We start from the raw sequence: 21508 nt of genomic DNA on the forward strand, positions 1-21508 counted from the left end.
ACCCGACGCCTTCCCGGAGATCCGCCATGCTCACGCCCCTGCTGTTCGCCATGATCGTGGCCCTGCTGACGACCGTTCCCGCGCGCGCCGAACCCTGTCCGGCCCGCCGGACGCCATCTCCCGCCGGCCGCCGTGAAGCCGCCCGCGGGAGACGCTGATCCATGCCCTACACGTCGTAGATCGGGCCGGGCGAGCTCTTGTTCTTGCCGCCCTGCTTCTGCTCCTCCTTCTCGGTCAGTTCGGCCTCGCCGCCCTGGTCGGGCTTGACGGTACCCTGCTGGCTTTCGTCGATCCGGTCCGGCTGCTTGTCGGTCTCGTTGCGGTCCTGGGCCATGATGTTTCTCGCGGCTGTTGACGTTCACAGGGATCAACATGGCCGGGAGCCCGGCGTTGCGCCGTTACGGCGGTGCCCGCCCGCGGGAACCGGAAGGCTGCTCCGCGCCCGCCGCGGGTTGCCCGCGCCGCCGCGATCCTTCACCTTTCTGGCAGCCGAAGCGCCAACCAGTAAGGACCGCCATGATCGACCTTTATTACTGGCCGACCCCCAACGGGCATAAGATCACGATGTTCCTGGAGGAAGCGGGCCTCGACTACACCATCCATCCCGTCGACATCTCCGCCGGCGACCAGTTCAAGCCGGACTTCCTGGCCATGTCGCCGAACAACCGGATGCCCGCCATCCTCGACCGCGCCCCGGCCGACGGCGGGGAGCCAATCTCCGTCTTCGAATCGGGCGCCATCCTGACCTACCTGGCCGAAAAGACCGGCAAGTTCCTGCCCACCGACGTCCGCCAGCGCAAGACGGTGCTGGAATGGCTGTTCTGGCAGGTCGGCGGGCTCGGGCCCATGGCGGGCCAGAACCACCACTTCGTCCAGTACGCGCCGGAGCGGATCCCCTACGCCATGGACCGCTACGTGAAGGAAACCAACCGCCTCTACGGCGTCCTGAACAAGCGCCTGGCCGGCCGCGCCTTCATCGCCGGCGACGCGCTGTCGATCGCCGACATGGCCTGCTATCCCTGGATCGTCCCGCACGAGCGCCAGCAGCAGGACCTGAACGACTTCCCCGAGCTGAAGCGCTGGTTCGAGGCCATCAAGGCCCGCCCGGCCACCGTCCGCGCCTATGAGAAGGGTGCGGCCCTGTCCGCCTCGCGGCCCACGGTGACCGAACAGGGCAAGTCGATCCTGTTCGGCCAAACCGCCGCCAACGTGAAGGGCTGAGGGTAATCCCCTCTCCCCTCTGGGGAGAGGGTTAGGGTGAGGGGGTCCCGCTCTTGCCGAACGTACCAAGGTGGCGGGGGGGGGGGGGGGGGGGCCCCCCCCCCCCCCCCCCCGGCGGGGGGGGGGGGGGGGGCCGCCCCCCCCCGCTCTTGCCGAACGTACCAAGGTGGCGGGGCCCCCTCACCCCGACCCTCTCCCCGGAGGGGAGAGGGGGTTTTTCTTCTACGCTCCCGCGCCGATGCCCAGCGACATCATCCGCTCGTAGAGCGACGCGCGGGAGATGCCGAGCAGCTTCGCCGCGCGCGCCTTCACCCCGCCCGTCTGCTCCAGCGCCGACGCGATGGCGGTGCGCTCCGCGGCGTGCAGGACCTCCGACAGGGGGCGCCCGTTGAAAGCCTCGGCCATCGCCGCCGGAGGGGCGGCCTGGGACGGTGCGGCGGGCAGGACGCGGCGCAGATGCTCCTCCGTCAGGACCGGGGCGTCGGTCAGGGCGGTGACGCGCTCCAGCGTGTTGGTCAGCTCCCGCACGTTGCCCGGCCAGCCGTGCCCGCGCAGCACCGCCAGCGCCCCGTCCGTCAACTCCCGCGGCGCGCCACCCTGCTGGAGGGACAGCTGCTCCAGGATGCGGTCGGCGAGCCCCTCGATGTCCTCCGTCCGGTCGCGGAGCGGCGGCAGGGTGATCGGCACGACGTTCAGGCGGTAGTAGAGGTCGGCGCGGAACTGCTTGTCCCGCACCAGCGCCTCCAGGTCCCGGCTGGTCGCCGCGACGATGCGGACGTCCACCCGCACCACCTTGTTGGAGCCCAGCGGCTCGATCTCCCGCTCCTGGAGCACGCGCAGCAGCTTGGCCTGGAGCGGCAGCGGCATGTCGCCGATTTCGTCCAGGAACAGCGTGCCGCCGTTGGCGAGCTGGAACTTGCCCTCGCGCAGCCGCCGGTCGGCCCCGGTGTAGGCGCCGGGCGCCACGCCGAAGAACTCCGCCTCCAGAAGGTTTTCCGGGATGGCCGCGACGTTCACGCCGACGAAGGGCCGTCCGGCCCGCGGGCTGGCGGAGTGGATGGCCTGGGCCAGCAGCTCCTTGCCGGTCCCGGTCTCGCCCAGCAGCAGCACGGTGGAGTCCAGCTGCGCGGCGCGGCGGCCAAGCCGCTTGATCTCGCGCACCGCGTTGCTGACGCCCAGGAACTGCGAGAAGGAGTATTTGGCGCGGCGTTCCTGCGCCAGCTCCTGCTGGGTGCGGGTCAGCTCCTCCTGCACCCGCTGGTACTTGGTGACGAGCGGGCGCAGCTGCTCCGCCCGCTCGAACAGCACGAAGCCGAGCGCGCCGATCACCGCGCCGCCCGCGTCCTTCAGCGGCAGGCGCGACACGACGAAGGAGCGGTCGCCGAACTCCATGATGTCGATCATCGAGGGCTGGCCGGTCTCCACCGCGCGGCGCAGCTGGCTGGCGGGGATGACCTCCTCCACCGGCTTGCCGGCGGGATCCTCGGTCAGGGCGAGCAGGGCCTTGTACTTGTCGTCCATCCAGGCGATGCGCGCGGTGCGGTCCACCGCCACCGTGCCGACGCACATGCCTTCCAGATGCCCGAACAGCGACGCGACGGCGCGCTGCTTCAGGGACTCGAAGTCCAGGTCATTGGTCACACGGACCCTCCCAAAGCAACCCAATCATTTTTTGGGCCGCCCTATGCTGCGACGCAGCAAGGCGCGGCGGTGTTTTCTACGAAATTCATCGTAGCGCACCGCCGTGCAATGGGGGAAGTCATCCAACCAGCCGGTCAGGCCAGTCAGGGCCGTAGGTTGGGTGGAGCGTCAGCGAAACCCAACACCCGCTTCAACGCCGACGATGTTGGGTTGCGGCTGCGCCTCCACCCAACCTACGCGCCCTTCGTTACGTCACTGGGCGGTCCAGCCGCCGTCCATGGTGAGGTTGGCGCCGGTCATCTGCGCGGCGGCGTCGCTGCACAGGAAGACCGCCAGCTGCCCCAGCTGGTCCGGCGTGACGAACTCGCCCGACGGCTGCTTGGCGCCGAGAAGCTCGGCCTTGGCCTGCACCTCCGGGATGCCCTTGGAGGCGGCCAGCGCGTCGATCTGCTTCTGGACCAGCGGGGTCAGCACCCAGCCGGGGCAGATGGCGTTGCAGGTGACGCCCGTACCGGCCGTCTCCAGCGCCACCGTCTTGGTGATGCCGACGACGCCGTGCTTGGCGGCGACGTAGGCGACCTTGTTGACCGAGGCGACCTGCCCGTGCACCGAGGCGATGTTGATGATGCGGCCCCAGCCCTTCTGCTTCATGCCGGCCAGCGCGTGGTGGATGCCATGGAAGACCGCCGACAGGTTGATGGCGATCACCGCGTCCCAGCGCTCCGGCGCGAACTCCTCCACCGGCGCCACATGCTGGATGCCGGCGTTGTTGACCAGCACGTCGACCGACCCGAACTCCTTCGTGGCGTAGCCGATCAGGTCGGCGATCTCCGCCGGCTTGGACATGTCGGCGTTGTGGAAGCCGACGCGCACGCCGAAGTCCTTGGCAAGGCTGGCGCGGAGATCCTCGATCGCGCGCGCGTCGCCGAAGCCGTTCAGCACCACGTCCGCCCCGGCACCGGCCAGGGCCCGCGCGATGCCCAGCCCGATGCCGCTGGTCGACCCGGTGACCACGGCCACCTTCTGCTTCAAAGTCATCATTTCCCCCCAATTCGCGCAATGTTCATTGTCGTTTGGCGATGTGCCGTGGATGGCAGGGGGTCACCACAGAGGCACGGAGACACAGAGAGCGTCACGACGACGTCCCGGAATTCTCTCCGTGCCTCTGTGTCTCTGTGGTGATCGCCCCACCCGATGCGGTTGCTTAAGACCCCGACAGCTCCGGCCGGTCGATGAACTGGTCCAGCGCCTGCGGGTTGGACAGCGCCTCGGTGTTCTTGATCGGGCGGCCGTGCACGGCGTCGCGCACCGCCAGTTCGGTGATCTTGCCGGAGCGGGTGCGCGGGATGTCGCTGACCGCGACGATCTTCGCCGGCACGTGCCGCGGCGAGCAGTTGTCGCGGATGCGCTTGCGGATGCGGTCCTCAAGCGCCTTGTCGAGAGTCGTGTCCTCGCGCAGCACCACGAACAGGACGACGCGCACGTCGCCGTCCCACTGCTGGCCGATGCACACCGCCTCCAGGATCTCCGGCAGCTGCTCCACCTGCCGGTAGATCTCCGCCGTGCCGATGCGCACCCCGCCGGGGTTCAGCACCGCGTCGGAGCGGCCGTAGATCACCCAGCCGCCGTTCGCCGTGCGCTCGATGAAGTCGCCGTGCGTCCACACGTTCGGGAAGCGCTCGAAATAGGCCGCGCGGTACTTCGCCCCGTCCGGGTCGGCCCAGAAGCCCACGGGCATGCACGGGAAGGGCCGCGTGCAGACCAGCTCGCCCTTCTCGCCGCGCACCGCGTGGCCGGCGTCATCGAACGCCTCCACCGCCATGCCCAGGCCGGCCGTCTGCAGTTCGCCCGCATAGACCGGCGCCGTCGGGTTGCCCAGCACGAAGCAGGACACGATATCCGTCCCGCCGCTGATCGAGGCCAGATGCAGGTCCTGCTTGATCGCCCGGTAGACGAAGCCGAAATTCTCCGGCATCAGCGGCGAGCCGGTGGAGGCCAGCGCCCGCACCGTGGACAGGTTGTGCGTCTTGATCGGCTCCAGCCCCGATTTCTCCAGCTGCTGGATGAACTTGGCCGAGGTGCCGAACAGCGTCATGCGCTCCGCGTCGGCGTAGTCGAACAGGATGTTGCCGTCCGGCGCGAAGGGCGAACCGTCGTAGAGCAGCAGCGTGGCGCCGTTGGCGAGGCCGGAGACCAGCCAGTTCCACATCATCCAGCCGCAGGTCGTGTAGTAGAAGACGCGGTCGCCCGGCTTCACGTCGGAATGCAGCCGGTGCTCCTTCACGTGCTGGAGCAGCGTGCCGCCGGTGCCGTGCACGATGCACTTGGGCTTTCCGGTGGTGCCCGACGAATAGAGGATGAACAGCGGGTGGTTGAAGGGCACCCGCTCAAACTCGATCTCCTCCGCGGCCGGGAAGGGGGCGAGGAAGTCGGGGTAGGTCACGCCATGGCGGATGGCCGAGACGTCCGGGGCCGCGTCCACGTAAGGAACGATGACCGTGGCCTTGACCGTGGGCAGGCTGTCCAGCACCTCCGCGATCTTGGCGCGGACGTCGTGGGCCTTGCCGTTGTACCAGTAGGCATCCGGCGCGAAGAGGACCGTCGGCTCGATCTGGCCGAAGCGGTCGGTGATTCCCTGAACGCCGAAGTCGGGCGAGCAGGAGGACCATATGGCCCCCAGGCTGGCCGTGGCGAGCATGGCGGCCAGCGTCTCGGGCATGTTGGGCATGACCGCGGCGACGCGGTCGCCCTTCCCCACCCCGGCGGCCTTGAGCGCCTGCTGGAGGCGGGAGACGTGGTCCTTCAGCTCCGTGCCCGACCAGCGGCGCTTGACCTTGTCCTCCGCCCAGAAGACGACGGCCTCGCCTTCCGGCGCTTTGGCCAGCAGGTTCTCGGCGTAGTTCAGCCGGGCCTCGGGAAACCAGCGGGCGCCGGGCATCTTGTCGCCGTCCACCAGGGCCACCGGGCCGAGGTCACCCTTCAGCCCGGCCCACTCCCACAGGAAGCGCCAGAAGTCCTCCTTCCCGGCGACGGACCAGTTGTAGAGATCCTCATAGCCGGCGAGCCGCAGCCCGAAGCGGGCGTTGGCGGCCTCGCGGAAGGCGGTCAGGTTGGAGGCGGCGATCCGCGCCTCCGACGGGCTCCAGAGCGGCTGGTCCATGGGTGTCGTTCCTGTTCTTGGTTCTTCTTACGCTTCGACCGGCTCTACGACTTCCGGTGGCGGGCCATCAACGCCTGCAACTCACCGACGATGCCGCGGCGGAAGACCAGCACGCAGACCACGAAGATGGCGCCGATCACCACAGGCACCGGCAGGTTCGTGCCGGCGAGGTAGCTTTCCAGCGTGACCACGATGCCGGCACCGACCACCGGGCCGAACAGCGTGCCCATGCCGCCGAGCAGCGTCATCAGCACCACCTCGCCCGACATCTGCCACGTCACGTCGGTCAGCGAGGCCAGCTGGAAGACCAGCGACTTGGTCCCGCCGGCCAGCCCGGCGAGGCTCGCCGACAGGACGAAGGCCAGCAGCTTGTAGCGCTCCGTCCGGTATCCCAGCGAGATGGCCCGCGGCTCGTTCTCGCGGATCGCCTTCAGCACCTGGCCGAAGGGGGAGTGCACGGTGCGCCAGATCAGCGCGAAGCCGACCAGGAACACCGCCAGCACGAAGTAGTACATGGCCAGCGGGTCGTTCAGGTCGAACACCCCGAACAGGTGCCCGCGCGGCACGCCCTGGATGCCGTCCTCGCCGCCGGTGAACTTCAGCTGGAGCGCCATGAAGAAGACCATCTGCGACAGCGCCAGCGTGATCATGGCGAAGTAGATGCCCTGCCGGCGGATCGCCAGCGCCCCGAAGGCGAGGCCGAGCAAGCCCGCGAAGACGGTGCCGAGCAGGATGCTGATCTCCGGGCTGAGGCCCCAGACCTTGGCGGCGTGCGCGGTGATGTAGGCCGCCCCGCCGAAGAAGGCCGCGTGGCCGAAGCTGAGCAGGCCGGCGAAGCCGATCAGCAGGTTGAAGGCGCAGGCGAACAGCGCGAAGCACAGCACCTTCATCACGAAAACGGGGTACAGCACGAAGGGGGCTGCGACCGCCGCCGCGAGGCCGAGCCCGACCAGGATCAGGCGGGTGGTGTTGTCCTGGCCCGGCTGGCGCACGGCGATGGTGGCCTGGGAAGGGTTCCCCTGTGAAAGATTGACCTGGGATTTGGCGGCCATGGCTCAGCGCTCCCGTCCGAAGAGGCCCGCGGGCTTGATGAGAAGGACGATCGCCATCACGACGAACACCACGATGTTGGAGGCCTCCGGATAAAAGACCTTGGTCAGGCCCTCCAGCAGGCCCAGGCCCAGCCCGGTGACGATGGCGCCCAGGATCGAGCCCATGCCGCCGATCACCACCACGGCAAACACCACGATGATCAGGTTGGTGCCCATCAGCGGCGACACTTGGTAGATGGGGGCCGCCAGCACGCCGGCCAGCCCCGCCAACGCGACACCGAAGCCGTAGGTCGCGGTGATCATCACCGGCACGTTGATGCCGAAGGCCTGCACCAGAACCGGGTTTTCCGTGGCGGCGCGCAGGTAGGCGCCGAGCCGGGTGCGCTCGATGGCGAACCAGGTGCCGAAGCAGACGATCAGCGACGCCACCACGACCCAGCCGCGGTAGTTGGGCAGGAACATGAAGCCCAGGTTCTGGCCGCCCTTCAGCAGGTCGGGGATCGGGTAGGGCTGGCCCGACACGCCGTAGAAGTGGCGGAAGGCGCCCTCGAAGATCAGGGCCAGGCCGAAGGTCAGCAGCAGGCCGTAGAGGTGGTCGAGCTTGTAGAGGCGCGACAGCATGGTCTTTTCCAGAAGCACGCCCACCACCGCCACGACCAGCGGCGACAGCCCCAGCGCCCACCAGTAGCCGAGGCCCAGCTTGTTCAGCAGCAGCCAGGCCACGAAGGCGCCGATCATGTAGAGCGCGCCGTGGGCGAAGTTGATGACGTTCAGCATGCCGAAGATGACCGCCAGCCCAAGGCTGAGCAGCGCGTAGAACGAGCCGTTGATCAGGCCGAGCAGCAATTGGCCGAACAGGACCTGGGGCGGCACCCCCAGCACGTCAAACATGACCGTCCCTCCCTGTGTGTCGAGCGTGTTTTTGGGTTTTTGTTGTCGTTGGAGTGCTTGAAGCGGGTGCCCCCACCCTCCCCACTTCGTGGGTCCCCTCCCTCCCCCGCTGCGCAGGGGAGGGCCAAGTCCCCTCCCCTGCGCAGCGGGGGAGGGTTAGGGTGGGGGCAATACGCCTATGACGTCTTTACTTCACCAGCGAACAGCCGCTCTGCGCCGGGTCCAGGTAGGCCTGCTGGGCCGGGATCGTCTTCACGATCTTGTAGTAGTCCCACGCGGCCTTGGACTCGGCCGGGGTCTTCACCTGGGCCAGGTACATGTCGTGGAACATGCGGCCGTTCGGGCCGATCTTGCCGTCCTTGGCGAACATGTCGTTGACCGGGGTCTCGCGCATCTTCGCGGCGACCTTGTCCGCATCGTCGGAGCCCACGGCCTCGACCGCCTTCAGGTAGTGGCGGACGGCGGAATAGACGCCGGCCTGCACCATCGTCGGCGCCTTGCCGCCGTTCTTCTCCATGAACTTCTTCGACCAGGCGCGGGTCTCGTCGTTCATGTCGTGGTAGAAGCCGGTGGTCAGCATCAGGCCCTGCGCCGCCTGGAGGCCCAGCGCGTTCACGTCGCTGATGAACAGCAGCAGGCCGGCCAGGCTCTGGCCCGACTGGGTGATGCCGAACTCCGACGCCTGCTTGACGGCGTTGGTGGTGTCGCCGCCGGCGTTGGCCAGCCCGATCACGTCGGCCTTGGAGGCCTGGGCCTGCAGCAGGAAGGACGAGAAGTCCGAGGTGCCCAGCGGATGGCGGACGGTGCCCGCGACCTTGCCGCCCAGCTGCTTGACCATCTTCGTGGTCTCATCCTCCAGCGAATGGCCGAAGGCGTAGTCGGCGGTGACGATGAACCAGTTCTTCTTGCCCTGCTCGACCAGCGCGCGGGCGGTGCCGGCGGCCATGGCATAGTTGTCGTAGGTCCACTGGAAGCCGTACGGGCTGCAAGCCTTGCCGGTCAGGTCGGTGGAGCCCGGGCCGGACATCAGGAAGATGCGCTTCTTCTCCTTGGTGATGCCCTGGACGGCCAGCGCCGCGGCCGAGTTCGGCACGTCGGCGACGACATCGACGTTCTGCGCGTCCACCCACTCGCGCGCCGTGTTGGCGGCGATGTCGGCCTTGTTCTGGTGGTCGGCGACGACGATCTCGATCGGCGCGCCGGCGACCTTGTTGCCGAACTCCTCGGCGGCCATGCGGGCGGCGATGGCCGAGCCCTCGCCGGCGAGGTCGGCGTAGATGCCCGACCGGTCGTTCATGACGCCGATCTTGACCACGTTGTTGGTCACCTGGGCGTGCGCCGCACCCGCGGTGACGGCCAGCAGAGCGGTTCCGCACAGCAACGACTTGAGCATTTCAGTCTCCCGTATTCTGGCTTTTTGGTGTGGTTGTTCTGGGGTTTGTTGGGTTCCGGCTTCGCCTGCACCCAACCTACAAAGTCACCCGTAGGTTGGGTGGAGCGCAGCGCAACCCAACACTCACACCCCGAGATAGGTGTGCAGCTTGTCCATGTTCTGGGCAAGTTGGTCGTTGGGGATCATGTCGACGACATGCCCCTCCTCCATCACATAGTGCCGGTCGGCGATGGTCGCGGCGAAGCGGAAGTTCTGCTCCACCAGCACGATGGTGAAGCCGCGCGCCTTCAACGCCCGCACCGCCACGCCGATCTGCTCGATGATGACCGGGGCGAGACCCTCGGTCGGCTCGTCCAGCAGGATCAGGTTGGCGCCGGTGCGCAGGATGCGGCCGATCGCCAGCATCTGCTGCTCGCCGCCCGACAGGCGCGTGCCCTGCGTGGAGCCGCGGCCCTGGAGGTTGGGGAACAGCTCGTAGATCTGCGGCACGGTCATGCCGCCCGGCTTCACCACCGGCGGCAGCGTCAGGTTCTCGTCCACGCTGAGGGAGGAGAAGATGCCGCGCTCCTCCGGCACGTAGCCGATGCCGAGGCGCGGAATCTTGTGCTGGGCCATGCCGATCAGCTGCTGCCCCTGGAAGCGGATGGAGCCGGTGCGCTTGCCCATGATCCCCATGATGGCCCGCATGGTGGAGGTCTTTCCGGCGCCGTTGCGGCCGAGCAGGGTCACCACCTCGCCCTGGCGCACGTCGAGCGACACGCCGTGCAGCACGTGGCTCTCACCATAGAAGCCGTGGAGATCGCGTACCTCCAGCATCGCCGAACCGGCGCCCTGGGCGGCGTTGGTCTTGGTCATGACGGCGTCAGGCATGACCCACCTCACCGGTGCCCATGTAGGCTTCCATCACCTGCGGGTTGCGCGATACGACGTCGTATGGCCCCTCCGCCAGGATCTCGCCGCGGCGGAGCACGGTGATGGTGTCGGACAGGTGGGCGACGACCGACAGGTTGTGCTCCACCATCAGGATGGTGCGGTCGGCCGACACGCGCTTGATCAGTGCCGCGGTGCGCTCGATGTCCTCGTGGCCCATGCCGGCCAGCGGTTCGTCCAGCAGCATCACCTCCGGGTCGAGCGCCAGGGTGGTGGCGATCTCCAGCGCGCGCTTGCGCCCATAGGGCAGCTCGGCGGCGGTGTGGTTGGCCCAGGGAGTGAGGTTCACCGCCTCGATCAGCTCCATGGCGCGGTCGCGCAATCCGTGCAGGCTCGATTCGGGCTTCCAGAAGTGGAAGCTGGTGCCGAGCGGGCGCTGCAAGGCCACCCGGACATTCTCCAGCACCGAGAGATGCGGGAACACCGCCGAGATCTGGAAGGAGCGGACGAGGCCGAGCAGGGCCACGTCGGCCGGCTTCATGGCGGTGATGTCACGGCCCTTGTAGACGATCTGGCCGCGGGTGGGCGTCAGGAACTTGGTGAGCAGGTTGAACACCGTGCTCTTGCCCGCCCCGTTCGGGCCGATCAGCGCGTGGATGGTGCCGCGGCGGACCTGGAGGTTCACCTCCTTCACCGCGATGAAGCCTTTGAACTCCTTGGAGAGTCCGCGCGCTTCGAGAATGACGTCCTGGCTCATCGTTGCCCTGTGCCCTCCCTGTCGGAACCGCCCCGTCGCCGCGGGGCTTCGTGTTTTGGCCATCCAAATGCATGCGGCGTGCCAAATGTTCGCGCGGCCAGCAAAGCGTTGAAAGCACTGATGATCGGCCACGGGACCGATGGGCGGCATCCCGCCGGCGGTGTCAGGATTCCGGACAGCGTGTCGCCCCTGTCCGACACATAAACCGAATGCACTCCCGAAACAGTCTTTCACCGGCGGATCCAAGCCGCTTTGCCGCTTGCCAAATCGGGGCCGGCCTGCAATTCTGCGCGTCCGATGGTGCCCCGCCGCCGCAAAGGCGCGGGGATAATAGGGAATGCGGTGCGGACCTCGGATGGGGGTCCAACGCCGCGGCTGCCCCCGCAACTGTAAGCGGCGAGCTTCCCTCCCGATAAGCCACTGGCCTGCGATTCACGTCGCGCACGGGCCGGGAAGGCGGGAGGCGAAACGATGACCCGCAAGCCAGGAAACCTGCCACCGGACCCACGACCAATCCAACCCGCCGGGTGTGGCGGAGAAGGGAACCGTTATCATGCTGAATACCCCCCTGAACGCTGGCGTCCGTTCCTCTTCGACGACGTCGCTCCAGACCGTCGCCGCCGCCTTCGGCGCGATGCTGCTGGGCGCCTTCATCCTGTTCGGCGTCGGCTTCGCCCAGCCGCAGGCCATCCACGACGCCGCCCACGACGGCCGTCACTCCTTCGCCTTCCCCTGCCACTGAGCGTCTCTCCATGACGCTGTTCCGGCGGCTGTTTCTGGCCGCCGTGGTCGCGGGCGTGCTCTCCGGCACGGCCGCGTCCGTCGTTCAGCAGGTGACCACTGTCCCGCTGATCCTCGAAGCCGAACGGTACGAGACCGTCCCGGCGCCCGTTGCCGCGCCCGCGGCGAACGCGGAGCACGCGCACAACCAAGCGGGCCATGCTCACAGCGCCCCCGCCCCGGCGGAAGCGGTGACCACCGCGGAGGCGTTCCAGCGCGTCGGCCTGACCGTGGTGGCGAACCTGCTGGTGGGCGTGGCCTACGGCCTGCTGCTGGCCGGGACCATGCTGCTGGTCGGGGCTCCGGTGGACGCCCGGCGCGGCCTCGTCTGGGGCATCGGCGGCTTCATCGCCTTCGCGCTGGCCCCGGCCGTCGGCCTGCCGCCCGAGCTGCCGGGCATGGGCGGTGCGGCGCTGGAGGCTCGCCAAGCCTGGTGGATCGCCGCCGCACTCTGCGCGGCCGGCGGGCTGCTGGCCCTGGGATTCGCGAAGAACCGCTTCGTGATCGCCGCGGGCGTCGTGCTGGCCGCCTTGCCCCACGTCATCGGCGCGCCGCATCCGGAAAGCCCGGAAGGCGTCGTTCCGCCGGAGATGGCGGCGCGCTTCGCCGTGCTGTCCATCGGCGTGGCCGCCCTGTTCTGGGCGGCGCTGGGCAGCGCCTGCGGCGCCCTGATGCAGCGGGTCATGCCAGCCCGCCGCTGATTTTTCCTCTGTTGGGAGACGGCCGATGAAGACCGGCCTTTCTGGTAAGACCCCCGCCACCGTCATCACCGGCTTCCTCGGGGCCGGAAAGACGACGCTGATCCGCAGCCTGCTGGAGCAGGCCGCGGGGCGGCGGCTGGCGCTGATCATCAACGAGTTCGGCGACGTCGGGATCGACGGCGAGATCCTGCGCGCCTGCGGCAACCCGACCTGCACCGACGACGACGTCATCGAGCTGGCGAACGGCTGCCTGTGCTGCACCGTCGCCGACGACTTCGTCCCGGCCATCGAGAAGCTGCTGGCCCGGCCCGAGCCGCCGGAACACATCATCATCGAGACCAGCGGCCTCGCCCTGCCGAAGCCGCTGGTCCAGGCCTTCCACTGGCCGGCCATCAAGACGCGGGTGACCGTGGACGGGGTGGTCGCCGTGGTGGACGCCGCCGCGGCGGCGGAGGGCCGCTTCGCCCCCGATCCCGCGGCGCTGGCCGCCCAAGCTGCGGACGCCGGGCAGCTGGACCATGAGACCCCGGTCGAGGAGGTGTTCGAGGACCAGCTTCTCTGCGCCGACCTGATCGTGGTCAACAAGACCGACCTCGTGGACGCCGCCGATCTGGCGAAGGTCGAGGACCTGATCCGCGGCGCCATGGCCGAGGGTGGCGTCACCCGGCAGCCGAAGATCCTTCGCGCGTCGAACGGCAAGGTCGACCCGATGGTCCTGCTGGGCGTCGGCGCCGCCGCGGAGGACGACCTCGCCGCCCGCCCGAGCCACCACGACGAGGAAGAGGGGCACGACCACGACGATTTCACCAGCTTCGTCGTGGAACTCGGCCCCCAGCCCGACCCGGCGGCCCTGGCGACGGTGCTGGAGCGGGTCGCGGCCACGCACGGCGTGCTGCGCCTGAAGGGCTTCATCGACGTGCCGGGCAAGCCCATGCGCCTGTTGGTCCAGGGCGTCGGCACCCGCATCCAGACCCATTTCGACCGCTTCTGGAAAGCCGACGAGCCGCGCCGCAGCCGTCTGGTGGTGATCGGCGAGACCGGCCTGGACCGCGACGCCGTGGTCGCGGCGATCGGTTAGGCACTTCTCCCGCCCCAATCTCCCTCTCCCCTCTGGGGAGAGGGTCGGGGTGAGGGGGATGCCGGGGGACCAAAAGCGCAGCCAATGCGAGGCCCCCTCACCCTAACCCTCTCCCCAGAGGGGAGAGGGGATTGTTGGCGTTTTCGCAAAGTTCCTCAGTCATGCACCTGCTCGCCGCCCGCCAGGAAGATCTCGACGCCGGTCCCCAGGCCGTGGACCTGGGGCAGACCCCGGCGGAGCTGGTGGTGCTGTCCTTTTCCGACAGCGACCTGACGGCGCTCGCCGCCGCGCACAAGCGCAACCGCGACCGGTTGCCAAGCCTCCGTCTGGCGAACCTCGCTCGGCTGGGCCACCCGCTGTCGGTGGACCTCTACGTCGACTCCGTCATCCGCAAGGCCAAGTTCGTGATGGTCCGGCTGCTCGGCGGGGCCGGCTATTGGCGCTACGGCCTCGACCACGTCGCGGCGGCGTGCCGCGAATCCGGCGTCGCCCTCGCCGTGTTGCCGGGCTGCGCCCAGCCGAACCCGAGCCTGGACGGCTACGGCACCATTCCGAAGGACTCCGCGCAACGCCTGTGGCGCTATTTCACCGAGGGCGGGCCGGACAACATGGTCCACCTCCTGGCCTTCGCCGCCACCCTGGCCGGCCGGGAGACGCCCTGGCGTGAACCGGCGCCCGTGCCGCGCTTCGGCGTCTATGAGGGGTGGAGCGGAGCGGCCCAGGGACCGGTCGCCCCGGTCGTCTTCTACCGCTCCCACCTGCTGGCCAGCGACCTGGAGCCGGTGCACGCGCTGTGCGACGCGCTGGCCGACCGCGGCCTGTCGCCCCTGCCCCTGTTCGTGGCGAGCCTGAAGGAGCCGGACTGCGCCGCCTGGATGCGCGCCACCCTGACGGCGCGCAACGCCGCCGTGGTGATGAACCTCACCGGCTTCTCCGCCGCGCGGGAGGACGGGTCGCCGCTGGAGGCCAACGGCACGCCGGTGTTGCAGGCCATCCTGTCCACCACGCCGGAGGACGGCTGGCGCGCCTCGTCACGCGGGCTGGGGCCGTCCGACCTCGCCATGAATGTGGTGCTGCCGGAGATGGACGGCCGCATCCTGACCCGCGCCATCGCCTTCAAGGCGGAGGGGGAGACCGACCCCGCCCTGGAGTTCGCCCCCACCCTGATCCGCCCAGTGCCCGACCGCGTCGCCTTCGCCGCCGACCTCGCGCGGGCCTGGGTGCGCTTGGCCGCCACGCCGCGCGCGGAGCGGCGGCTGGCGCTGGTGCTGTCCGACTATCCGGGGCCGGGCGGCGGCATCGGCCACGCGGTCGGCCTCGACACGCCGGCGAGCGTTGTCGCCATCATGGACCGGCTGCGCAACGAGGGTTACGCCGTCGATGCCATTCCGGATGCGGGCGCATCGCTGATGGCCGCCTTGACCGGCGAATCCACGGTGTCCCTCGGCCTGGACGACTACCGCCACCTTGCCCCGCCCGACGCCCGCGCCCGCATCGCCGCGACCTGGGGCGCGGAGGAGGCCGACCCGCTGGCGGTGGACGGCGCCTTCCGCTTCCGCGTGCTGACCTGCGGCAACGCGGTCGTGGCGGTGCAGCCGAGCCGCGGCCACGGCCCCCTGACCACCCAGCAGCACCACGACCCGGAAACGCCGCCCAGCCACGGCTATCTCGCCTTCCACCTCTGGTTCCGCCACGCGTTCGGCATCCACGCGCTGGTCCAGGTCGGCGCGCACGGCACGCTGGAGTGGCTGCCCGGCAAGGCGGTTGCCCTGTCGGCGGGCTGCTGGCCGGAGATCGTCGCCGGCCCGCTGCCCTGCCTCTATCCCTTCATCGTCAACAACCCCGGCGAGGGCGTGCAGGCGCGCCGCCGGCTGGGCGCCGTCCTGATCGGCCACCTGACCCCGCCCCCGGTGGAGGCCGGGCTGCACGGCGACCTCGCGGCGCTGGAGCAGGCCATCGACGAGTACAGCCAAGCCACCGGCCTCGACCCGCGCCGCCTCGGCACGCTGCGCGAGACCATCCTGGACCTGGCCTGGACCTCCGGGCTTGCAGCGGACTGCAACCTGAACCCGGACGACGACCCGGACACCATCCTGAACCGGCTGGACGCGCAGCTCTGCGACATCAAGGAGCTTCAGATCCGCGACGGCCTGCACGTCTTCGGCACCACGCCGGAGCCGGAACGGCGCGCCCGCCTGCTCGCCGCCGTGGCCCGCTCCGGCGATCCCAAGGAAGCCGCCGGGCGGCTGGACGCCTGCGGCGAAGCCGAAATGACCGCCTTGTTGGCCGGGCTGGACGGCCGTTTCGTGAAGCCCGGCCCCGGCGGCTCCCCGGCGCGCGGGCGCGCCGACACGCTGCCCACGGGGCGGAACCTCTACGCGCTGGACCCGCGCGGGGTGCCGACGCCGACCGCCTGGACGCTCGGCTGGCAGGCGGCGGACGCGCTGATCACCCGCTACCTCCAGGACCATGGCGACTGGCCGAAGCGGCTGGTGGTCGACTGCTGGGGCACGCCGACCATGCGCACCGGCGGCGACGAGCTGGCCCAGGCCATGGCCCTGCTGGGCGTGCGCCCGCTGTGGGAGAACGGGTCCGGCCGGGTGATCGGCTTCGAGGTGATGCCGGCCAGCGTGCTCGGCCGGCCGCGCGTGGACGTGACGCTGCGCATCTCCGGCCTGTTCCGCGACGTCTTCCCGCAGCAGATCGCTCTGTTCGACCAAGCCGTCCGCGCCGTGATCGCGGAGGATGAGCCCGACGACGTCAACCCGGTCGCCGCCGCCGCCCGCGCCGACCGCGCCGCGCTGGAGGCCGGCGGCACACCGTCCGGCACGGCGGAACGCTGGGCCGCCGCGCGCGTCTTCGGTTCCGCCCCTGGAGTCTACGGCACCGCCCTGTCCGGCATGATCGCGCGCGGCGACTGGACCTCGCGCGCCGACTTCGGCGCCGCCTACCTGGAGGGCAGCTGCCACGCCTACGGCAAGGACCTGGACGGCCTGCCCCTGCCCGCCCTGTTCCGCCGCCGCGTCGGCGAGGCCGACGCGCTGGTCCACCACCAGGACCAGCGGGAGCACGACGTGCTCTCCACCGACGGCTTCATGCAGTATGAGGGCGGCTTCTCCGCCGCCGCCGCGCTGGCCGACAACGACCCGGCGCTCTATCACCTCGACAGCTCGGAGCCGGAGGCGCCGACCGTCCGCACCCTGGCGGAGGAGATCACCCGCGTCCTGCGCGGCCGGGCAGCGAACCCGCGCTGGATCGCCGGCATGATGCGCCACGGCTACCGCGGGGCGGCGGAACTGGCGGCGAGCGTCGACACCCTGTACGCCTTCGCCGCGACCACGGCGGCCGTACGTTCGCACCACTTCGACCAGCTGTTCGACGCGTACATCGAGGACCAGAGCGTGTGGGACTTCCTGGCGCAGTCCAACCCGGCCGCTGCGGGGCATATCCTGGACCGGCTGACCGACGCGATGGACCGCGGCCTGTGGCACCCCCGCCGCAATTCCACCGGCGAGGACCTGCGCCGTCGCAAGGAGACGGTCGCATGACGGACCAGACGCCCCCTCGCAATGCCCCACGCCGCCGCGGCACCTGCCCGGGCGTGCTGGCGCCAATGGCGGTCGGCGACGGCCTGCTGGTCCGCGTGCGCGTGCCGGCCGGCGTGCTGCCGAGCGCCGCCGCGCTGCGCATCGCGGCGCTCGGGCACCAATTCGGCAACGGCCTGATCGACCTCAGCCAGCGCGGCAACCTGCAACTGCGCGGCGTGCGGGCGGATGGGATGGTTGCCCTGATTGAGGAGCTGCGCGCGCTCGGCTACGTCTCCGCCGACGCGGAGAGCGAGGCGGTGCGCAACGTGCTGGCCTCTCCCACCGCCGGTCTGGACGACACGGCCGTGCTGGACGTACGCCCGTACGCGCTGGCTCTGGACGCCCGGCTGGCGGCCGACCGGGCGCTGCACCCGCTGCCCGTCAAGTTCAACTGGCTGGTGGACGGCGGCGGCCGGGCTCCGCTGTCCGACAGCAGCGCCGACGTGCGCTTCGACGCCGTGGCGACGGAGGACGGGCCGCGCTTCCGCGTCGGGCTGGGCGGCACGGCGGAGGGCTCCGCCTTGCTGGGCTTCTGCCGGCCGGAGGAGTTGGTGGAGGTCGCGGCGGCTGTGGCGCGGGCGTTCCTGGACCTGCGCGCGGCATTGGCGGAGCCGCCGCGGCGCATGGCGGGGCTGGTGACGGCGGTGGGGGTCGAGGCGGTGCGTGAACGGGTCGCGGCGGCTTGCCCCCACCCTTCCCATGCTGCGCATGGGCCCCTTCCCTCCCCCGCTTCGCAAGGGAGGGAGATGTCCCCTCCCCTGCGAAGCGGGGGAGGGTTAGGGTGGGGGCAAGTGCACCAGCCCCGCACCTTCCTCGGCCCCCATCCCACCTGGCTCGGTGTCGCCTTCCCCTTCGGGCGCCTGACCTGCGACCAATTGGCAGCGCTGGCCGCCCAAGCCAATGAGGTCCGCCTCACCCCCTGGCGCGCCCTCCTTCTGGTGGACGCCAATAACGCCGCCACAGAGACCGCCGAAGCCCTAGGCGGCATCCTCGATCCCGCGGATCCACGGCTGAAGGTCACGGCCTGCAGCGGGATCACCGGATGCGACGTCGGCACCACGGACACGCACGCGGACGGCCTCGCCATCGCGGCGCGTGCAGCGGGGTTGCTGGAGAGGGTCCGGATGGTGCATGTCTCCGGCTGCGCGAAGGGCTGCGCGCACCCCCAGGCGGCTGATGTCACGCTGACGGCGCGCGACGGCGTCTACGATGCCGCGCTGAACGCCGCCCCCGGCGCCGCCGGCTGGCGCACCGGCCTAACCCCGGCCGAGGCGGTGGACGCCGTAGCCGGTCTTACTGTCGAGGAGTTGTCCCGTGACTGAGCCGCTTTACGACTACATCCGCGATGGAGCGGCCATCTACCGCCAGTCCTTCGCCACCATCCGGGCGGAGGCCGACCTGTCGGCGCTGCCCGACGACCTGAAGCCGGTCGCCGTGCGCGTGATCCACGCCTGCGGCATGGTGGACGCGGCGGGCGACCTGATGTTCTCGCCGGACGTCGGCACGGCCGCGCGCAAAGCCCTGCGCAATGGCGCGCCGATCCTCTGCGACAGCGAGATGGTGGCGCACGGCATCACACGGGCGCGCCTGCCGGCGGACAACGCGGTGATCTGCACGCTGCGCGACCCCGCCGTCCCGGACCTCGCCAAACAGGTGGACAACACCCGCTCCGCCGCCGCGCTGGAGCTGTGGCGGCCCCGGCTGGAGGGCTCTGTCGTCGCCATCGGCAACGCGCCCACCGCCCTGTTCAAGCTGTTGGAGATGATCCGCGACGGCGCGCCGAAGCCCGCCGCCATCCTGGGCTTCCCCGTGGGCTTTGTCGGTGCGGCCGAGAGCAAGGACGCGCTGGCCGAACACTCCTACGGCATTCCCTTCCTGGCCATCCGCGGCCGGCGTGGCGGCAGCGCCATGGCGGCGGCGGCGGTCAACGCCCTGGCGAGCGACGTCGAATGACCAGCGAAATCCAAACCACCGGCAAGCTCTACGGCGTCAGCGTCGGCCCCGGCGACCCGGACCTGATGACCGTCCGCGCCATCCGCACCATCAAGGCCTGCCCGGTGGTCGCCTATTTCTGCAAGCGCGGAACCTCCGGCCAAGCGCGCCGCATCGCCGCCGACTGCATCACGGCGGAGCATGTCGAGCTGCCGATGGTCTACCCGGTGACGGTGGAACTGCCGCCGAGCCACCCCGACTACGGCCGCCAGATCGAAGCCTTCTTCGACGAGTCCGCGGAACGGCTGGCCGGGCATCTGGCCGCCGGGCGCTCCGTCGCCGCGCTGAACGAAGGGGACGCCTTCTTCTACGGCAGCTTCATGCATCTGTTCCTGCGGCTCGCCTCCCGCTTCCCGACGGAGGTGGTGCCGGGCGTGACCTCCATGATGTGCAGCGCCTCGCTGCTGCCGCGCCCGCTGACGCTGCGCGACGACGTGCTGTCGGTGATCCCCGGCACGCTGGGGGAGGAGGCGCTGGTCCAGGCCCTGCGCAACGCCGACGCCGCGGTCGTCATGAAGTTGGGCCAGAACCTGCCGAAGGTGCGCCGCGCCGTGATCGCCGCTGGGCTGGCCGACCGCGCCTGGTACATCGAGCGCGCGAGCATGGAGAACCAGCGCGTGATGCCCTTCACGGAGGCCCCGGAGGTCGCGCCCTACTTCTCGCAGATCGTCATTCCCGGCGAGGGGCTGCGGCGATGACTGGTTGGCTGAAGGTCGTGGGCCTTGGCCCGGGGACCGAGGACTGGCTGACGCCGGAGGCGCGGCGCGATCTGGCGGAGGCGACGGACCTCGTCGGCTACAAGCCCTATGTGGACCGCGTGCCGCCGGGGCCGCAGGTTCGCCACGCGTCGGACAACCGGGTGGAGCTGGACCGCGCCCGCCATGCCCTGCAACTGGCGTCGGAAGGGCGCCGGGTGGCTGTGGTGTCCGGCGGCGATCCCGGCGTCTTCGCCATGGCCGCCGCCGTGTTCGAGGCGCTGGACGACCCGGCCGCGCCGGAGGTCTGGCACCGCGTGCCGTTGCGGGTCGATCCCGGCATCTCCGCCATGCAGGCCGCCGCCGCGCGGGCCGGGGCTCCGCTGGGGCATGATTTCTGCGCGATCTCGCTGTCCGACAACCTGAAGCCCTGGGACGTGGTGCTGAAGCGCCTGCGGCTGGCGGCGGAGGCGGACTTCGTCATCGCGCTCTACAACCCGATCAGCCGCGCCCGCCCCTGGCAGCTGGGCGCCGCGTTCGATGCGTTGCGCGAGGTCCGGGCGCCGGACACGCCGGTGATCCTGGCCCAGGCCGTCGGCCGCCCGGACGAGGCGCTGATCGTGACGACGCTTGGAACCGTGGACGCCGCGCAGGCGGACATGCGCACCTGCGTCATCATCGGCGCCTCGCACACCCGCCTTGTGCCGCGCCAGGACGCGCAGCCGTGGGTGTACACCCCGCGCAGCTATGGGGTGCGGGCGTGAAGATTTCGTGGTCGCACTGGGCCCCCACCCTAACCCTCCCCCACCTTCGGCGAGGGAGGGAACTCCGCCGCTCCGCGACCAAAGCCCCTCCCCCCGCGAAGTGGGGGGAGGTTGGGAGGGGGGCCCAACGCGACCACGCTCTCCGTCAACCTTCGCCCTCACCCAGCCGCCAACCCCTCCAGCCAACGCAACGCGGCGGGCGCGTCGTGCACCTCCGGCACGCCGTTGCCGGGCGGCCGCTCCACCATCACCACGGGGACGCCCTTTCGCCTTGCGGCCTCCAGCTTCGCTTCGGTCGCCGTGCCGCCGCTGTTCTTGCTGACGATCACGTCGACGCGGTGCTCCTCCAGCAGGGCCAGTTCGCCGTCCAGCGTGAAGGGGCCGCGGTCGAGGATCAGCGTGTGGCGCAGGGTCGGCGCAGGCTCCGGCGGGTCGACGGCGCGGATCAGGTAGGTCTTGTCCGGAACTGCCTCGAACACGGCGACCTCCTGCCGTCCGATGGTCAGGAAGACGGTGCCGCCCAGCGGGCGCAGAGCCTCGGCCGCAGCATCCATGTCCGGCACGCCGATCCAGCGGTCGCTTGGGCCCGGCGCCCAGGGCTTGCGGGTCAGCACCAGCAGCGGGACCCCGGCCCGCGCGCAAGCCGCCGCCGCGTTGGCGGAGATCTGGTCGGCGAAGGGGTGCGTCGCGTCCACCACCGCCTGGATGCCGTTCGCGGCGAGGTGCTCCACGAGCCCGTCCACACCGCCGAAGCCGCCGATGCGCGTCGGCAAGGGCGGCAGCACCGGCTGCTTGGTGCGCCCGGCCAGCGACACGGTCGCCGCGATGGCCGGATGGCCAACGAGCAGGCGGGCGAGCGCCGTGGCCTCCGTCGTGCCACCCAGAATCAGCGCCTTCATATGGAAATCCCCTCCGCCGGTGAGAGG

20 protein-coding genes and 1 riboswitch are annotated in these 21508 nt (G+C 70.2%); of the genes, 10 read left to right on the plus strand and 10 right to left on the minus strand.

Going from position 1 to position 21508, the window contains the following annotated elements; genetic code table 11:
- The first annotated feature begins 26 nt into the window (after positions 1–26).
- Positions 27–158 carry a hypothetical protein gene (locus tag J2851_RS36280; protein WP_281416000.1) on the plus strand — a complete coding sequence of 44 codons (132 nt, stop codon included), beginning with the start codon at positions 27–29 and terminating at the stop codon, positions 156–158.
- Positions 159–166: 8 nt separating this feature from the next.
- Here the strand turns inward: J2851_RS36280 and J2851_RS06735 are convergent, their stop codons facing one another.
- Positions 167–334, minus strand: a complete 168-nt coding sequence (locus J2851_RS06735; RefSeq protein WP_209765147.1) for a hypothetical protein — start codon at positions 332–334, stop codon at positions 167–169.
- Between the two features lie 182 nt (positions 335–516).
- Between J2851_RS06735 and J2851_RS06740 the strand changes: the two genes are divergently transcribed.
- Positions 517–1221: a glutathione binding-like protein gene (locus J2851_RS06740; protein WP_209765149.1), complete on the plus strand. Its 705-nt coding sequence runs from the start codon at positions 517–519 to the stop codon at positions 1219–1221.
- Between the two features lie 222 nt (positions 1222–1443).
- Here the strand turns inward: J2851_RS06740 and J2851_RS06745 are convergent, their stop codons facing one another.
- The 8 genes from J2851_RS06745 to J2851_RS06780 form a co-directional block, all read right to left on the minus strand.
- The gene (locus J2851_RS06745; RefSeq protein ID WP_307418783.1) at positions 1444–2862 is read right to left on the minus strand and encodes a sigma-54 interaction domain-containing protein; all 1419 of its coding nucleotides are present in this window, start codon (positions 2860–2862) and stop codon (positions 1444–1446) included.
- Positions 2863–3114: 252 nt separating this feature from the next.
- Positions 3115–3903 carry a 3-hydroxybutyrate dehydrogenase gene (locus J2851_RS06750; protein WP_417281614.1) on the minus strand — a complete coding sequence of 263 codons (789 nt, stop codon included), beginning with the start codon at positions 3901–3903 and terminating at the stop codon, positions 3115–3117.
- Positions 3904–4066: 163 nt separating this feature from the next.
- Complete coding sequence (locus J2851_RS06755) at positions 4067–6022, minus strand: acetoacetate--CoA ligase (protein WP_209765151.1); 1956 nt, start codon at positions 6020–6022, stop codon at positions 4067–4069.
- A 44-nt stretch (positions 6023–6066) separates the two neighbouring features.
- Positions 6067–7074, minus strand: coding sequence for a branched-chain amino acid ABC transporter permease (locus J2851_RS06760; RefSeq protein WP_209765153.1), 1008 nt, complete (start codon positions 7072–7074; stop codon positions 6067–6069).
- Between the two features lie 3 nt (positions 7075–7077).
- Complete coding sequence (locus J2851_RS06765; RefSeq protein ID WP_209765155.1) at positions 7078–7965, minus strand: branched-chain amino acid ABC transporter permease; 888 nt, start codon at positions 7963–7965, stop codon at positions 7078–7080.
- Between the two features lie 187 nt (positions 7966–8152).
- The gene (locus J2851_RS06770) at positions 8153–9358 is read right to left on the minus strand and encodes an ABC transporter substrate-binding protein (RefSeq protein ID WP_209765156.1); all 1206 of its coding nucleotides are present in this window, start codon (positions 9356–9358) and stop codon (positions 8153–8155) included.
- 123 nt (positions 9359–9481) lie between these two features.
- Positions 9482–10228, minus strand: coding sequence for an ABC transporter ATP-binding protein (locus tag J2851_RS06775; protein WP_209765157.1), 747 nt, complete (start codon positions 10226–10228; stop codon positions 9482–9484).
- The gene (locus J2851_RS06780; RefSeq protein WP_209765158.1) at positions 10221–10985 is read right to left on the minus strand and encodes an ABC transporter ATP-binding protein; all 765 of its coding nucleotides are present in this window, start codon (positions 10983–10985) and stop codon (positions 10221–10223) included. Before J2851_RS06780 ends, J2851_RS06775 begins: the two co-directional genes overlap by 8 nt.
- A 281-nt stretch (positions 10986–11266) precedes the next feature.
- Positions 11267–11499, plus strand: a riboswitch (cobalamin riboswitch).
- 39 nt (positions 11500–11538) lie between these two features.
- On the opposite strand from J2851_RS06780, the gene J2851_RS06785 reads away from it, so the two are divergent.
- The 8 genes from J2851_RS06785 (at position 11539) to cobJ (ending at position 20582) form a co-directional block, all read left to right on the plus strand.
- Positions 11539–11727, plus strand: a complete 189-nt coding sequence (locus J2851_RS06785) for a CbtB domain-containing protein (protein WP_209765159.1) — start codon at positions 11539–11541, stop codon at positions 11725–11727.
- Between the two features lie 10 nt (positions 11728–11737).
- The gene (locus J2851_RS06790) at positions 11738–12466 is read left to right on the plus strand and encodes a CbtA family protein (protein WP_209765160.1); all 729 of its coding nucleotides are present in this window, start codon (positions 11738–11740) and stop codon (positions 12464–12466) included.
- 25 nt (positions 12467–12491) lie between these two features.
- Complete coding sequence (gene cobW, locus J2851_RS06795; RefSeq protein WP_209765161.1) at positions 12492–13544, plus strand: cobalamin biosynthesis protein CobW; 1053 nt, start codon at positions 12492–12494, stop codon at positions 13542–13544.
- Positions 13545–13705: 161 nt separating this feature from the next.
- Positions 13706–17092, plus strand: a complete 3387-nt coding sequence (cobN, locus tag J2851_RS06800; protein WP_209765162.1) for a cobaltochelatase subunit CobN — start codon at positions 13706–13708, stop codon at positions 17090–17092.
- Positions 17089–18453 (plus strand): precorrin-3B synthase, encoded by a 1365-nt coding sequence (cobG, locus tag J2851_RS06805; protein ID WP_209765163.1) that lies wholly within the window; start codon positions 17089–17091, stop codon positions 18451–18453. The genes cobN and cobG overlap by 4 nt, the downstream gene beginning before the upstream one ends.
- Positions 18446–19084, plus strand: coding sequence for a precorrin-8X methylmutase (locus tag J2851_RS06810; RefSeq protein WP_209765165.1), 639 nt, complete (start codon positions 18446–18448; stop codon positions 19082–19084). Before cobG ends, J2851_RS06810 begins: the two co-directional genes overlap by 8 nt.
- Entirely contained in the window at positions 19081–19821 is a 741-nt protein-coding gene (locus tag J2851_RS06815) for a precorrin-2 C(20)-methyltransferase (RefSeq protein WP_209765167.1), read from the plus strand. Before J2851_RS06810 ends, J2851_RS06815 begins: the two co-directional genes overlap by 4 nt.
- Positions 19818–20582: a precorrin-3B C(17)-methyltransferase gene (gene cobJ, locus J2851_RS06820; RefSeq protein WP_209765169.1), complete on the plus strand. Its 765-nt coding sequence runs from the start codon at positions 19818–19820 to the stop codon at positions 20580–20582. Before J2851_RS06815 ends, cobJ begins: the two co-directional genes overlap by 4 nt.
- 158 nt (positions 20583–20740) lie before the next feature.
- Here cobJ and J2851_RS06825 read toward each other — a convergent pair whose 3' ends face one another.
- Positions 20741–21481, minus strand: a complete 741-nt coding sequence (locus J2851_RS06825) for a cobalt-precorrin-6A reductase (protein ID WP_209765170.1) — start codon at positions 21479–21481, stop codon at positions 20741–20743.
- Between the last annotated feature and the right edge of the window lie 27 nt (positions 21482–21508).

Source organism: Azospirillum rugosum (genome assembly GCF_017876155.1).
Classification (GTDB): Bacteria; Pseudomonadota; Alphaproteobacteria; order Azospirillales; family Azospirillaceae; genus Azospirillum; species Azospirillum rugosum.

What these genes read in the sequence shown, in the direction of transcription:
- J2851_RS06760 (WP_209765153.1), bottom strand. Translation starts at nt 7,074, where the DNA reads ATGGCCGCCAAATCCCAGGTCAATCTTTCACAGGGGAACCCTTCCCAG.
- J2851_RS06765 (WP_209765155.1), bottom strand. Translation starts at nt 7,965, where the DNA reads ATGTTTGACGTGCTGGGGGTGCCGCCCCAGGTCCTGTTCGGCCAATTG.
- J2851_RS06780 (WP_209765158.1), bottom strand. Translation starts at nt 10,985, where the DNA reads ATGAGCCAGGACGTCATTCTCGAAGCGCGCGGACTCTCCAAGGAGTTC.
- J2851_RS06790 (WP_209765160.1), top strand. Translation starts at nt 11,738, where the DNA reads ATGACGCTGTTCCGGCGGCTGTTTCTGGCCGCCGTGGTCGCGGGCGTG.
- cobN (WP_209765162.1), top strand. Translation starts at nt 13,706, where the DNA reads ATGCACCTGCTCGCCGCCCGCCAGGAAGATCTCGACGCCGGTCCCCAG.
- J2851_RS06825 (WP_209765170.1), bottom strand. Translation starts at nt 21,481, where the DNA reads ATGAAGGCGCTGATTCTGGGTGGCACGACGGAGGCCACGGCGCTCGCC.
- cobG (WP_209765163.1), top strand. Translation starts at nt 17,089, where the DNA reads ATGACGGACCAGACGCCCCCTCGCAATGCCCCACGCCGCCGCGGCACC.
- J2851_RS06735 (WP_209765147.1), bottom strand. Translation starts at nt 334, where the DNA reads ATGGCCCAGGACCGCAACGAGACCGACAAGCAGCCGGACCGGATCGAC.
- J2851_RS36280 (WP_281416000.1), top strand. Translation starts at nt 27, where the DNA reads ATGCTCACGCCCCTGCTGTTCGCCATGATCGTGGCCCTGCTGACGACC.
- J2851_RS06740 (WP_209765149.1), top strand. Translation starts at nt 517, where the DNA reads ATGATCGACCTTTATTACTGGCCGACCCCCAACGGGCATAAGATCACG.
- J2851_RS06815 (WP_209765167.1), top strand. Translation starts at nt 19,081, where the DNA reads ATGACCAGCGAAATCCAAACCACCGGCAAGCTCTACGGCGTCAGCGTC.
- J2851_RS06785 (WP_209765159.1), top strand. Translation starts at nt 11,539, where the DNA reads ATGCTGAATACCCCCCTGAACGCTGGCGTCCGTTCCTCTTCGACGACG.
- cobJ (WP_209765169.1), top strand. Translation starts at nt 19,818, where the DNA reads ATGACTGGTTGGCTGAAGGTCGTGGGCCTTGGCCCGGGGACCGAGGAC.
- cobW (WP_209765161.1), top strand. Translation starts at nt 12,492, where the DNA reads ATGAAGACCGGCCTTTCTGGTAAGACCCCCGCCACCGTCATCACCGGC.
- J2851_RS06775 (WP_209765157.1), bottom strand. Translation starts at nt 10,228, where the DNA reads ATGCCTGACGCCGTCATGACCAAGACCAACGCCGCCCAGGGCGCCGGT.
- J2851_RS06755 (WP_209765151.1), bottom strand. Translation starts at nt 6,022, where the DNA reads ATGGACCAGCCGCTCTGGAGCCCGTCGGAGGCGCGGATCGCCGCCTCC.
- J2851_RS06770 (WP_209765156.1), bottom strand. Translation starts at nt 9,358, where the DNA reads ATGCTCAAGTCGTTGCTGTGCGGAACCGCTCTGCTGGCCGTCACCGCG.
- J2851_RS06750 (WP_417281614.1), bottom strand. Translation starts at nt 3,903, where the DNA reads ATGATGACTTTGAAGCAGAAGGTGGCCGTGGTCACCGGGTCGACCAGC.